Raw genomic sequence first — 13,153 nt, 5'->3', positions numbered from 1 at the left:
CACCCCTGGGTAGGCAAGGAGTGCCTGGGGAGGGGAGCCGTATGTCGCTGGAGCAGGCCGAGGGTGTGGTGCGGGCGGTCGTCGTGTACGACGGGCGGTTGCTGCTGGTGCCGGAGGGGGACGGAGACGGCTGGACACTGCCCTCGGGCACACCGGAACCGGCCGAGACCGCCCAGGCGACGGCGGCGCGGATCGTCTACGAGCTCACCGGTTACCTGGTCGACGGCACCGAGCCGCTGGAGCCGCGGGACACGGCGGGGGAGACGGCCGTGGTCTGCCAACTGCTGAGCGAGTCGCCGTCGGACGGGGGCCGCTTCGCACCGGAGCAGGTGCGCTGGGCACCGATGGAGGAGACCGCCGGCACACCGTTGCCGGAGAGCGTGCGCACGTATCTGCGGGGGCACACACCCGTGTGAACCCCCGCGGTCAGCCGGGGTGCCGCGGGCCGTGGCACGGAGTGTGCCGTCGGCCCCGCGCAGGTACGGGCAGGCCGGATTCCCGCCGGTCGTTTCCGGTTGCGGGGCCGCCCACGCGGGGGTTCAGTGAGTAGGGGCCGTTCGGGGGGCCTTGTTCCCGGCCGCCGCTCGCCTGCCGTACCAGGAGCCGTCATGTCGATGTCGTTCGGTGCGCCGTTTGGTTCGTCGGATGCGTTCAATGAGCTGCTGAATCGTTTCTTCGGAATGTCTCCGGCGTCATCGCCCCCCGCCGTGCAGCGCGTACCCATCGGACGGCTGCTGACGGAATCGTCGCAGCGACTGCTGAACCTGGCCGCGCAGCGGGCCGCCACCGACGGCACCTCCGACCTGGACACCGAACACCTGCTCTGGGCGGCCACCCAGGTCGACCCCGCACGCCGGCTGCTCTCCCAGGCGGGCGTGGACCCCGACACGGTCGCCGCCGAACTGGCCAAGGTCCTGCCGCGCGAGTCCGCCGAACCCTCCGCGCAGCCGGGCCTCACCCCGGCGGCCAAACGCACCCTCGGCGCCGCCTACGCCCGGTCCCAGGCGGCCGGCGTCTCCTACATCGGTCCCGAGCACATCCTCGCCGCCCTGCTCGGCGACAGCGACACGGGTGCGGCCCGGATGCTGCGCGCCGAGGGCCTGGACACCCAGCGCGTCGCGGGCCTGACCGAACAGCAGGCGGCGCGCGCCGAGGCAGCCCCCGCCGAACGGAAGAAGCCGGCCACGACCCTGGACGAATACGGCCGCGACCTGACGGAGGAGGCCAAGGCCGGCAGGCTCGACCCGGTGGTCGGGCGGGCCGAGGAGATCGAGCAGACCGTCGAGATCCTCTCCCGGCGCTCCAAGAACAACCCGGTGCTCATCGGCGAACCCGGAGTCGGCAAGACCGCCATCGTGGAGGGACTCGCCCAGCGCATCGTGGCGGGCGAGGTCCCCGACGTCCTGAAGGACAAGCGCGTCGTCTCGCTGGACCTGTCGGGCATGGTGGCGGGCGCGCAGTACCGGGGACAGTTCGAGGAACGGCTCAAGAAGGTCATCGAGGACGTCCAGGCGGCGAGCGGCAACGTCATCCTCTTCATCGACGAACTGCACACGGTCGTCGGTGCCGGCGCCACCGGCGAGGGTTCCATGGACGCGGGCAACATGCTCAAGCCCGCTCTCGCGCGCGGTGAACTCCACGTCGTGGGCGCCACGACCATCGACGAGTACCGCAAGCACGTCGAGAAGGACGCCGCCCTGGAGCGCCGGTTCCAGCCGGTGATGGTGCGCGAGCCCACGGTCGAGGAGACGGTGCAGATCCTCGAAGGGCTCCGCGACTCCTACGAGGCGCACCACCAGGTCCGCTTCGACGACGAGGCCCTGGTGGCCGCCGCCGAACTGTCCGACCGGTACATCAGCGACCGCTTCCTGCCGGACAAGGCCATCGACGTGATGGACCAGGCCGGTGCCCGGGTGCGGCTGCGCAGTGCCGGACGCTCCACCGAGGTCGTCAGCCGCGAGGACCGCATCGCCAAGCTGCGCCGTGAACTCGAACAGGCCGTCTCCGCCGAGGACTTCGAGACGGCCTCGGAGCTCAAGCGGAACATCGCCGAGGCGGAGGGGGAACTCGCCGGCATCGAGGAGCGCCGCGAGGGCGTCGTCTCCGTCACGGCCTCCGACATCGCCGACGTCGTCTCCCGCCGCACCGGCATCCCGGTCTCCCAGCTCACCGCCGGCGAGAAGGAGAAACTGCTCCGGCTCGAAGAGGAGATGCACGCGCGGATCGTCGGCCAGGACGAGGCGGTCACCGCCGTCTCCCAGGCCGTACGCCGCAACCGCGCCGGCATGGGCGACCCCCGCCGCCCCGTCGGCTCCTTCCTCTTCCTCGGCCCGACCGGCGTCGGCAAGACCGAACTCGCCAAGACCCTCGCCGCCCTGCTGTTCGGCGAGGAGGACCGGATGATCCGGTTCGACATGAGCGAGTTCCAGGAGAAGCACACCGTCGCCCGGCTGGTCGGCGCACCCCCCGGATACGTCGGCTACGAGGAGGCGGGCCAGCTCACCGAGAAGGTCCGCCGCCGGCCCTACAGCGTGGTGCTCTTCGACGAGGTGGAGAAGGCCCACCCCGACGTCTTCAACACCCTGTTGCAGATCCTGGACGACGGACGGCTGACCGACGCGCAGGGCCGCACCGTTGACTTCCGGCACTGCGTCGTCATCATGACGTCCAACATCGGCGCGCGCCGCATCCTGGACCACAAGGGCGATGTCTCCGCGCTCAAGGACGAGTTGATGGAGGATCTGCGCACGCGGTTCCTGCCGGAGTTCCTCAACCGGATCGACGACATCATCATCTTCCACGCCCTGACCGAGGACGACCTCGGGCAGATCGTGGACCACCTGCTGGACCAGAGCAGGCGCAAGGTGCGCGCGCAGGGCCTGGACCTGGAGGTCACGGAACCGGCCAAGAAGCTCCTCATCGCCCACGGCCACCAGCCGGAGTTCGGCGCGCGCCCGCTGCGCCGCACGATCCAGGCGGAACTCGACAACCGCATCGCCGGCCTGCTGCTCGGCGGCGAGGCCGACCCGGGCGACACGATCGTCGCCGAGGTCCGCGACGACTCGCTGCACTGCACGGTACGCAGAGGCGACCACGGCGAACCGGCGTCCCGGGAGGGCTGAGAGCAGGGGTCCTCAGCCCCGCAGGGCGTCCTCCACGCTGGGGTAGCAGGCGAGGAGCGGGGTGAGGCCGACTATCTCCAGGGTGCGCAGGACGGGCCGCCGTACGCCTGCCAGCCGGAGCCAGCCCCCCGGAGCGTGCGCCTGATGGGCGGCGATGAGGACGTTGATGCCGCTGGAGTCCATGAACGGCACACCGCTGAGGTCCGCGACGGTGCGCGCCCCGTCGGGGTCGGCGGGGGCGAGGGCCCGGCGGAGGGCGCCGGAGGTGTGGTGGTCGACCTCCCCGGTCACCGTGACGACGGTTACACCGTCCGCGTCGGTCCGGGTGACCGACAGCGGCTCCGGCCCCGCCTGCTCGTTCGTGTCTGCCGTGTCTGCCACGCGTCCCTCGTCCACGCTCACCCGATCCTTGCCCATAGCTTCCGTCTCCGACAGGCTGCCCAGGATCGCCCGGAGGATGCAGGCCGACCCCGGAGCGCTCCGGCGCACACCCGGTGACCGCGGGCTGCCGCTGCCGGCCGCCTTGTCCCGCACCGCCCGGTGAAGGGGTTCTTCCCGAGAGCCGTGCGCGTGACAGCCGTCACCGCACGGGCCCACGCCACCGTGCTCGCCGCCGCGCCGCCCTCCTCCGCCATCAACTCGTACCACGCCACGCCGGCGCCCGAGCGCACCGAGGCCGGCGCACTCGTGGCCGCCTGGGGCGACGACGGCGACCCGGCACCGCGTCGACCGCGAACGCCGTCGCCGCCCCGGGCACCGCGCACACCCACCCGGACCACCCGGGCCCCGCCTCCGACCGCCCGCATCCGGACGCCGCCGGTGTCGGCCTGGCCGCCCGGTCCGTTGACGGCCTCCCGCGTGCCGTACCCGGCGACGGACCAGTCGGTGGAGTCCAGCCCCAGCGGGCCGAGGGCGCCGAGATGGTTCGCGGTCGGCAGGGCGGCCGGGGTGAAGGACCAGCGGGGCGCCTGCCCGGGAGGGCGCGGGGCCGGTGGCGGACATAGGCTGATGTGGCCAGGAGCACCACGGAGGACAGCCGACCCTGAGCCTTTCCTGATGTGACGGCCCGAGCCGGCCGGCGGGAAGGGAGTACCGGGATGGATCAGGAGAGGATCAACACGTTCCTGGACCACTTCGTCACCGACCTCGCGTCCACCGAGGCCGCCGGCTCCATCGCGCTGGGCCACCGGCTCGGCCTCTACCGGGCACTCGCGAAGGGCCCGGCGACACCCGAGGAGTTCGCGGAACGCACACACTGCCACCCGCGCTACCTCACCGAGTGGCTGCGCGGCCAGGCCGCCGGCGGCTACGCCGAGTACGACGCGGCGACCGGCCGGTTCTCACTGGCCGAGGAGCAGGCGTTCTGCCTGGCCGACCCGAACGGCCCCGACCTCGCCGCGGCCTTCCGCTTCGCCCTGGGAATGCTGCGCGCCGAGCCCCGCATCGCCGAGGCGTTCCGCACCGGCGAGGGTGTTGCCTGGCACGAGCACGATGACGAGGTGTTCGTCGGGGTCGACGCCTTCTTCCGCCCCAATTACGAGGCCGAGCTGGTCCCGAACTGGATCCCGGCGCTGGACGGCGCGGACGCGAAGCTGAGCGCCGGGGCGCGGGTCGCCGACGTGGGATGCGGTCTCGGCTCGTCGTCGATCCTGCTGGCCCAGGCGTATCCGCGGACGGAGGTCGTGGGTTCCGACTGCCACCGCGAGTCGATCGCGCTGGCGCGCCGGAGGGCTGCCGAGGCCGGGGTCGCCGGGCGCGTCACCTTCCAGGTGGCCACCGCGCAGACCTTCGAGGGCGCTGACTTCGACCTGGTGGCCATGTTCGACTGCCTGCACGACATGGGCGACCCGTTGGGGGCCGCCCGACGGGTGCGCGAGGCGCTCGCCGAGGACGGCACGTGGCTCCTCGTGGAACCGCTCGCCTCCGACCGGATCGAGGAGAACTTCCATCCGGTGGGCCGGCTGTACTACAGCGGCTCCACGTTCCTGTGCGTGCCCAACGCCCTGTCCCAGCAGGGCGGTTACGCCCTGGGCGCGCAGGCCGGCGAGGCGGCGGTCCGCGAGGTGGTCACCGAGGCGGGCTTCACCCGGTTCCGCCGGGCCGCGCAGACTCCCTTCAACGCGGTCTACGAGATCCGGCCGTAGACCGCGGGGCGCCGGGGGCCTGGCCGGCCCCGGCCCCCGCGAGAGCGTGCGCGGGCGGCCGGGCCGGGTACCTACACTGGGTGGGCGGGTGAGCGTCGACGGTGACGAGGGTGGGGCGGGAGCGGCTGTGACGGAGAAGGCCGGGGGCGTCGAGGACCCGCCCGCCGAGGTGCTCGCGGCGGCAGCCGCCGCGTTCGGGCTGCTCGCCGCCCCGGCCCGGCTGCGTCTGATGTGGGCCCTGGCGCAGGGCGAGTGCGATGTCACGCACCTCGCCGACCGCGTGGGCGGTGCGCTGCCCGCCGTCAGCCAGCACCTGGCGAAGCTGAAGCTCGCCGGACTGGTCCGCTCCCGCCGCGAGGGGCGGCGGCAGATCTACTCCATCGGCGACCCGGACGTCGTGGCCCTGATCCATGCCGTGATCGGCAAGCTGACCGCGCGGTCGTACCCCGCCCCCATCCCGGCGCAGGATTCTCGCCGGACGCTTACCAAGGGCACGTAGACTCCGGCTGCCGTGCCGCCGCGGAGGCGGACGGCCCCGCGATGAGATGCCTCGCCTGTGAATCGGCTGTGGATCCGCGCTGTTCCGGCAACGTGTTTGCTAGATTGCGCAATCACGCAACCGATGTGCCGCAGGCCCGACCGTTCAGGGGAGTGGGAGATGAGCGACCCGTGGGACGGGCCGGCCGGCCAGGGCACACGCCGCCGTGGCGCGCGGGTGCCCCGGCAGCGCGGGGCAGCACCGGACGACGCGCGTCCGCCGGGCGGCCGGGCCGCGGCCCGGGCGGCCTCACGGGCGGGCGGCGGCAGGCGGGCCCGCCGGGCCCGGCCGGTGCCACGCGGCCGGCGGGTGCTGAAGATCCTCGGAATCGGCCTGTCCGTCCTGATCGTGGTCACCGCCGGGGCGGGCTGGTGGTTCTACGAGCACCTGAACGGCAACATCCACAGCGTCTCCCTGGACGGCAAGGGCGGCACGGAGAAGGCCGACGCCTTCGGCCGCACCCCCATCAACATCCTGGTCATGGGCTCCGACGGCCGGACCAGCGCGACGGACTGCAAACTCGGCGGCGGCTGCGCGAGGACCGGGGTGCAGACCGGCAGCAACGCCGACGTGGAGATGGTGCTGCACATATCCGCCGACCGCTCGAACGCCACCGTGATGAGCATCCCCCGCGACACCATGACCAAGGTCCCGGCCTGCCAGGACAGTGAGTCGGGACAGTCCACGAACGGCTACTACGGCCAGATCAACAGCGCGCTCCAGTACGGGCCCGCCTGCCAGGTGGCCACCGTCCACCAGCTCACCGGGATAACCATCGACCACTTCGTCAAGCTCGACTTCTCCGGCGTCGTCAAGATGTCCGACGCGGTCGGCGGCGTCTCCGTGTGCGTCAGCGACGACGTCTACGACACCTACTCCCACCTGAAGCTGTCCAAGGGCACCCACACCCTCAAGGGCGTCGCGGCCCTGGAGTTCGTCCGCTCCCGGCACGGCTTCGGCGACGGCAGCGACCTCGGCCGTACGGTCTCGCAGCACATCTTCCTCAGCGCGATGATCCGCAAGTTCAAGAGCGCGGGCACGCTCACCGACCCCACCGCGGTCTACCACCTCGCCGACGCCGCCACCAAGGCGCTGACCGTGGACGACGGCCTCGGCACCGTGAAGAAGCTGATCTCGCTCGCCGACGACGTGAACAAGGTGCCCACCAAGCGAATCACCTTCACCACCATGCAGACGGCCCCCGATCCCGGCGACAAGGACCGGGTGGTGGTGGGCCCGGGCGCGAAGAGCCTGTTCGCCACCATCGCCGACGACCAGGCCCTGACCAACGGCTCCGGCAAGAAGTCCGCGGCGGCCTCCGCGACCGCCAAGGCGAAGGCCACCGCCTCCGCCGTGCCCGCGGCCGAGATCGCGGTGACGGTCGAGAACGGCACCGGCATCACCGGCCGCGCCTCCGCCCTCGCGACCGCCCTCACCGGCCAGGGCTTCAGCACCGCCACGACCACGGCCAACGCCCCCAGCCCCGCCACCGGCACCACCCTCACCTACGGCACCGGCGAGCAGGCCGCGGCCCAGACGGTGGCCAAGGCGCTCGGCCTGCCCCCGTCCCACCTGAAGCAGGGCACGGGCAGCGGTCTGACCCTGGTGATCGGCAGCGACTGGCCCAGCGGCATCAGCTACCCGGGCGGCTCGTCCTCGGCCACGCCCGCCGACACCAAGGCCGCCGTCGGAGGCGCCCACGCCTCCACCGCCGACCAGGCCAAGACCTGCGCCAAGGTGAGCCCCTACCGGACGGTCACGTACGACGGCGTCTCCATGACACCGTCCCAGGCCTACGCCGCGGCGCGGAACAAGCCCGACTCCGACGCCTGACCGGCACCGGGGGCCGGCCGCGGGACCGCCGGGTCAGAGCTTGCGCCAGCGCGCGTTGCACCAGGAGAAGACTCCGAACGCGGCCAGACCGAGCGCGACCAGGGCGAGCAGCCAGGGCCCGGCCGGCAGGTCCCGGAACGCGCGCAGGGTGTCGTCCATGCCCTTGGCCTTCCCCGGCTGGTGGCGGACGGCCGCGACGAGCGCGAACACACCGGCCGCGGCGAAGACGACGCCGCGCGCCGTGCCGCCCGTCACCCCGAGGCCCTCCACGACCGGCCGGACCCGGGCCGACATGGCGCTGATCCGCAGCTTGTCGCGGAACTTGCGGCGCACGGCCCGCACCGAGATCCACCCTCCGGCGATCACCACGGCGGCCCCCGCGATCCCGAGGAGCCACTGGCCGCCGGGCCAGTCCAGCACCCGTGCGGTGACGTCGTCGGTGTGCCGGTCGGAGGAGCCGCTGCCGCTGCCCCGGTCCCCGGCCGCGTAGGAGAGCACCGAGTAGGACACGAAGCAGTAGAAGACGGAACGGAACAGGGCCGCCGCCCGCCGGGAGAGCTTGGACCCGTCGGGGCCGTAGCCGCCGAACACCGCCTCGGACAGCCGCCACAGCGCCATCCCGGCGAGGGCGACGCCCACGATCCACAGCATCGCCGACCCGAACGGCTGCCCGGCCAGCTCACCGAGGGCACCGCCGCGGTCGGCCTGCTGCCCGCCGCCGTCACCGCCGAAGGCGATCTGCACGGCGATGACGCCCACGAGTACATAGATCAGCCCACGCGCCGCGAAGCCCGCCCGGCCCGCCGCGTCCACGGCCGGGCTGTCCGCCAACCGCCGCGCCCGGGACCGTCCCCGCAGTGTCCATGTCTGTGCATCCATGTACCGCCGGATGCCCCCGGGTACGGCTCCGACACCTTCCCCCGCGGGCCCGGCCCGCGGGATCCGGACGGCCCGTTGAGTACCGGGACGGGCGGTTTCCGTACCTCCCCCTGACGAACGGGTCCGGGATGCGAGGATGGGGGGTCATGACGGCGGGGTGGGGTGTGCGCACGGTGCGTACCGCGGTGTTCGCGGCCGTCTGCGTCGTACTCGCCGCCCTCGGGCACGTCCTGATGTCCGGCCGTGACGTGCCCCCGTGGGCACTGGCCGCCGGCCTCGCCGCCACCGCCAGCGCGGGCTGGTGCCTGACCGGCCGTGAACGGGGTCCGGCGCTGATCGTCCCGCTCGTCGTCGCCGTCCAGGCGGCCCTGCACTCGGCGTTCTCCCTGGCCCAGACCCCTTCCCCGGGCACCGCACCGCCGCCGGCCGCCATGTCCCCCATGTCGATGGACATGGGCGCCAAGCCGATGGACGCCATGAACATGGCACACATGGCGCACATGGCGGATATGACGCACATGGCGCACTCCACGGACGGGGCCGGATGGCCGGCGTCCGGGATGCTCGCCGCGCACCTGCTCGCCGCGCTCCTCACCGGGCTGTGGCTGGCGTACGGCGAGCGGGCCGCCTTCCGCATCCTGCGGGCCGTGGCCGGACGGCTGGCCGCGCCGCTGCGCCTGCTGCTGGCCCTGCCCGTCGCCGCGGACCGCCCCGGCCCGCGGCTGCGCCGGCCCCGCTCGGACCGGGCGCCGAGCCTCGACCTGCTCATCCACGCGATCACCTCGCGGGGGCCGCCCACGGGGACCGCTGTCGTCTGAAGACAGCCGGTACACACCGGGGCCGCCCCTGAGCGCCTCGGTCCACGGCCGTACGCCCGCGCACGCGCCCGCAGCGCGGTAGCCGCTCACGCCACTCGCCGGGTGCCGTCACATCGCGGCACGCCCGTGCCGGCGTGCCGTCGCCCGCTGCCCGTGCGCGCGTCGTAGGGCCGTCCTCCCCTCCCCGCACCGGACCGGCCGCGCCCAGGCGTGCCCCGGTCCGGTCACGGTCGACCCGAGAAGGACACCAGGTGATCACTCCTGTCCTGCCCCCAGCACGGACCGCGCACGACCGGACGGCAGCCGCCGACGAGTCGGCGACCGCGTGGGCGCTGGCCGCCCGTCGTGGTGACGCCGACGCGGTCGAGCACTTCGTCCGCGCCCTGCACCGCGACGTCCAGCGGTACGTCGCCCACCTCTGCGCCGATCCCCAGGCCGTCGACGACCTCGCCCAGGACACCTTCCTGCGCGCCCTCGGCAGCCTGCACCGCTTCGAGGGCCGCTCCTCGGCGCGCGCCTGGCTGCTGTCCATCGCCCGCCGGGCGGTGACCGACAGCCACCGCCGCGCCGCAGCGCGGCCCCGGCTGTCCGACGCGGCGGACTGGCAACGGGCGGTCGAGTCGGCCCAGCCGCGCGGCCTGCCCGGATTCGACGACGGCATCGCACTGCTGGACCTGCTCGCGGGGCTGCCGGCCGAGCGCCGGGAGGCGTTCGTCCTCACTCAGCTGCTCGGCCTGCCCTACGCCGAGGCGGCCGAGGCCGGCGACTGCCCCGTCGGCACGGTGCGCTCCCGCGTGGCCCGCGCCAGGGCGACCCTGATCGGCCTGCTCGACGCGGCGGAGCGGCCCGCCGCCCCGCCGGCCGCCTGACCGGTCGGCCAGAGTGGGGCCGGCGCGCCGCCGGCCCCACCAGGGTCACCGGGACCAGGAGGTGACCGGAGGCTTCGGATCAGCCCGTCTCCGCGCCGGCCTTCGCGTCCGCATCCGCCTTCGCATCCGTGTCCGCCTTCGCGTCCGCGCCCGCTCCCGAGCCCGCGTCAGCCTCCGCCTTCGCGTCAGCCTTCGCCTCCGCGCCCGTCTCCGCGTCCGTCTCCGCCTCCGCGTCAACCCCCCGCGACAAACGTCCGCCGACCAGCAGGACCGCGCACGCCCCGGCCGTCAGCAGGCCACCGGCGAGGAAGGCCCCCCGCGCACCGGCGAGCGGCAGGATCAGACCTCCGAGCGCGGCGCCCGCCGCGATGCCGGCGTTGTAGGCGCCGGAGTTCGCCGCGAGGGCGAGGTCCGTGCGGCCCGGCGCCCAGTGCAGCATCGCGTTCTGCGCGGTCATGAACACCGGTCCGAGCGCACCGCCCATCAGCAGCAGGCACACCACCGCCATGAGCTGACGGCCGCCCGCCGCGTACAGACCGAGCATGCCGAGCGCCTGGGTGGCCACGGCCGTGGGCAGCGCGGCACGCGGGAAGCGGTCCAGCAGCGCCGCGGTGACGCTCACCCCGGCGAGGCACGCGGTACCGAAGGCCGCGAGCAGCACGCCGACCGTGCCGGGGGCGAACCCGCTCACGTCCTCCAGGAACGTCACCAGGTAGGTGTATCCCGCGAACGCACCGGTGGCGGAGAGGAATCCGGCCGCCAGTACGGTCCCGAACCGGCGGACGTCGGGGCTGCTGCCGTAGGCGGCGGGCTCGTCGTCCGGACGCGAGGCCGGCAGCAGGGCGGCGATCGTCACGAGGCAGACCAGCCCCGGAACGGCGAGGGAGGCGACCGGCACCTGCCAGCCGCGCTGCCGGCCCAGCCAGGTCCCCGCGGGGACACCGAGCACCAGGGCGAGCGAACCGGCCACGGACAGCGCCCCGACCACACGTCCGCGCACCTCGGGGGCGAACAGGCCCACCGCGACCGGTCCCATCACCGCCCAGAACAGCGCCTGGGCGAGGGCGGTCAGCAGCCGTGCCCCGAGGAGCAGCCAGTACGAGCCGGCCACGGCCCCGACCAGACTGGACACGACCAGCGCGGCCAGCAGTCCCGTGAGCACATGACGCCGGGGCACCGCCCGCAGGGCGTGGGCGAGCGGCAGGGAGGCGACGGCCACCGTCACGCCGTAGCCGGTGACCAGCAGCCCGACCGCCGACAGCGACACCCCGAGGCTGTCGGACATGAGGTCCAGGAGGCCGATGGGCAGGTTCTCCGCGGTGTTGAAGGTGAAGGCGGCCAGCATGAGGGCCGCGAGCACCGCCGGGCCGCGCCGTGCGGCCGGTCGCGCCGGGACCCCGCGGTCTCCTCCCGGCCTCGCCCACCGCGCTGGTTGTGTGACACCGCCCATGCGGTCAGCTCACCGGCCGCACCGGTCCCACCGCAACCGAATTCCGCGCTCGCCGGCACGTCCGCAGGGTCCTGTGTCAGGCGCATGTGCCAAGTCCGCGTGAACCGCCCTTGCCCACCCTTCCGTTCAAACGGCGTGCGGTAGGGTACGAGCTGTTTGGTTTGATTTTCGGCTTGGGGGAGGGTCCATGGCTCAGCAGGAGCGAGCTGTACGGACCCGACGTGCTGTTCTGGAGGCCGCCGCCGCCGTCTTCGCGGAACGCGGATACGCGGCGGCCACCATCGCCGAGATCCTGAACCGGGCCGGCGTCACCAAGGGCGCCCTGTACTTCCACTTCGACTCCAAGGCGGCCCTCGCCCGGGGCGTGCTCCAGGAGCAGACGAGGACCGAGTACCACCTGCCCCGGGAACTGAAGTTGCAGGAGTGGGTGGACGCGGGCATGACCCTCGCCAAGCGGCTGCCGCAGGAGCCCGTACTGCTCGCCGGCGTCCGGCTCTCTGCCGACCTCCAGGGCCGCGACGTCCTCGGCAGCGCCTGGCCCGCCTGGGCCCGGATGACCTCGTGCGTCCTGACGGAGGCGAAGGAACGCGGCGAGGTGCTGCCGCACGTGGACCCCGAGGAGACCGCCCAGGTCTTCCTCGGCGCCTGGATCGGCGTGCAGTTCGTCTCGCAGGCCGTGGCCGGCTGGGCCGACCTGGACGACCGCGTGTCGGCGCTGTACGGGCACCTCCTCCCCGCCATCGCGGCCCCGGCCGTCCTCGTCCGGCTGGACACCGCTCCGGACCGGGGCGCCCGCGTGATCGCCGAGGTCCGGCAGAAGTCACAGGCACTCGCCGGCGTCTGAGCCCGACACCGGGTCTGAGCCCGGCACCGACCGCCGCGCCGGACCCCCGCTCGCGGCCGTCTCTCGGGCGGGGCGGGGGCACGCGTTCCGGTGCGTACCATACCGCTGAGACGGTTTGTGACGGGCCTCGCCCGAGCCCCTGTGATCGAGGACCCGGCACCCGGTCACGCCCGGTCGGCCGCGGGGACGAGACCGGGGGCGAACCGGAACGAGACCGCCTCCATCAGCGGCTTGCGCCTGGTGTTGTGGAAGGCGGCGATCCGCCATGTGCCGTCCGCCTCCCGTACCAGCGTGTACGTCTGCACCTTGCCGAGCCGGCGGGGCCGCCTGCCCTTGTAGGTGTCGCCGCGCCCGCTGACGACGGCGGTGTCCGGCCCGGGGAAGCGGATGCCGACGACCTCGTCCGCGAGCCGGGTGTCCTTGAGGAAACCCGTGAACAGCACGCGGTGGCTCTCGGTGATGTCCCGGCGCCCCTGGTAGAGCGTGCCGACATAGGTGGCGTAGGTGGCGTCCTCGGTGAACAGGCGGCCGTAGGCGTCGGCGTCGTGCTCGTTCCAGGCGGCGACCAGTGCCTCCAGGACGGCGGTGACGGCGGCGGTGTCGTGCGATGCGGGCATGACGGAGGCCCCCCTCGTGGTTAGACTGGCGCAGCATCT

General features: G+C 73.5%; 12 protein-coding genes. 8 read left to right on the top strand and 4 right to left on the bottom strand.

Annotation, left to right across the window (positions count from 1 at the left end):
• Positions 1 to 41 precede the first annotated feature (41 nt).
• Together AQJ11_RS08265 and AQJ11_RS08260 are read left to right on the top strand one after the other, a co-directional pair.
• The gene (locus tag AQJ11_RS08265; protein WP_059262418.1) at positions 42 to 416 is read left to right on the top strand and encodes an NUDIX hydrolase; all 375 of its coding nucleotides are present in this window, start codon (positions 42 to 44) and stop codon (positions 414 to 416) included.
• Positions 417 to 608: 192 nt separating this feature from the next.
• Positions 609 to 3,122, top strand: a complete 2,514-nt coding sequence (locus AQJ11_RS08260) for an ATP-dependent Clp protease ATP-binding subunit (protein ID WP_059262417.1) — start codon at positions 609 to 611, stop codon at positions 3,120 to 3,122.
• 12 nt (positions 3,123 to 3,134) lie between these two features.
• Here AQJ11_RS08260 and AQJ11_RS08255 read toward each other — a convergent pair whose 3' ends face one another.
• Positions 3,135 to 3,539 (bottom strand): STAS domain-containing protein, encoded by a 405-nt coding sequence (locus tag AQJ11_RS08255; RefSeq protein WP_014676864.1) that lies wholly within the window; start codon positions 3,537 to 3,539, stop codon positions 3,135 to 3,137.
• Between the two features lie 680 nt (positions 3,540 to 4,219).
• Between AQJ11_RS08255 and AQJ11_RS08250 the strand changes: the two genes are divergently transcribed.
• The 3 genes from AQJ11_RS08250 (at position 4,220) to AQJ11_RS08240 (ending at position 7,637) form a co-directional block, all read left to right on the top strand.
• Positions 4,220 to 5,266, top strand: coding sequence for a class I SAM-dependent methyltransferase (locus AQJ11_RS08250; protein ID WP_059262416.1), 1,047 nt, complete (start codon positions 4,220 to 4,222; stop codon positions 5,264 to 5,266).
• A gap of 127 nt (positions 5,267 to 5,393) precedes the next feature.
• Complete coding sequence (locus tag AQJ11_RS08245) at positions 5,394 to 5,765, top strand: ArsR/SmtB family transcription factor (protein WP_059262415.1); 372 nt, start codon at positions 5,394 to 5,396, stop codon at positions 5,763 to 5,765.
• A 159-nt stretch (positions 5,766 to 5,924) separates the two neighbouring features.
• Positions 5,925 to 7,637, top strand: coding sequence for an LCP family protein (locus AQJ11_RS08240; protein ID WP_244218158.1), 1,713 nt, complete (start codon positions 5,925 to 5,927; stop codon positions 7,635 to 7,637).
• A gap of 33 nt (positions 7,638 to 7,670) precedes the next feature.
• Here the strand turns inward: AQJ11_RS08240 and AQJ11_RS08235 are convergent, their stop codons facing one another.
• Complete coding sequence (locus tag AQJ11_RS08235; RefSeq protein WP_244218157.1) at positions 7,671 to 8,516, bottom strand: DUF1206 domain-containing protein; 846 nt, start codon at positions 8,514 to 8,516, stop codon at positions 7,671 to 7,673.
• Between the two features lie 146 nt (positions 8,517 to 8,662).
• Between AQJ11_RS08235 and AQJ11_RS08230 the strand changes: the two genes are divergently transcribed.
• Together AQJ11_RS08230 and AQJ11_RS08225 are read left to right on the top strand one after the other, a co-directional pair.
• The gene (locus AQJ11_RS08230) at positions 8,663 to 9,334 is read left to right on the top strand and encodes a hypothetical protein (protein ID WP_059262414.1); all 672 of its coding nucleotides are present in this window, start codon (positions 8,663 to 8,665) and stop codon (positions 9,332 to 9,334) included.
• A gap of 251 nt (positions 9,335 to 9,585) precedes the next feature.
• Positions 9,586 to 10,203: a sigma-70 family RNA polymerase sigma factor gene (locus tag AQJ11_RS08225; protein WP_014676870.1), complete on the top strand. Its 618-nt coding sequence runs from the start codon at positions 9,586 to 9,588 to the stop codon at positions 10,201 to 10,203.
• A 79-nt stretch (positions 10,204 to 10,282) separates the two neighbouring features.
• Here AQJ11_RS08225 and AQJ11_RS08220 read toward each other — a convergent pair whose 3' ends face one another.
• Positions 10,283 to 11,548, bottom strand: coding sequence for an MFS transporter (locus AQJ11_RS08220; RefSeq protein ID WP_279616944.1), 1,266 nt, complete (start codon positions 11,546 to 11,548; stop codon positions 10,283 to 10,285).
• 292 nt (positions 11,549 to 11,840) lie between these two features.
• Between AQJ11_RS08220 and AQJ11_RS08215 the strand changes: the two genes are divergently transcribed.
• Complete coding sequence (locus tag AQJ11_RS08215) at positions 11,841 to 12,497, top strand: ScbR family autoregulator-binding transcription factor (RefSeq protein ID WP_014676872.1); 657 nt, start codon at positions 11,841 to 11,843, stop codon at positions 12,495 to 12,497.
• Positions 12,498 to 12,661: 164 nt separating this feature from the next.
• Here AQJ11_RS08215 and AQJ11_RS08210 read toward each other — a convergent pair whose 3' ends face one another.
• A complete protein-coding gene (locus AQJ11_RS08210) occupies positions 12,662 to 13,114 on the bottom strand; it encodes an SgcJ/EcaC family oxidoreductase (RefSeq protein ID WP_014676873.1) in 453 nt (150 codons plus the stop codon).
• Positions 13,115 to 13,153: the final 39 nt, after the last annotated feature.

This window comes from Streptomyces corchorusii (assembly GCF_001514055.1).
In the GTDB taxonomy this organism is placed as follows: Bacteria; Actinomycetota; Actinomycetes; order Streptomycetales; family Streptomycetaceae; genus Streptomyces; species Streptomyces olivaceoviridis.
This window is presented reverse-complemented; position numbering and strand designations above follow the sequence as displayed.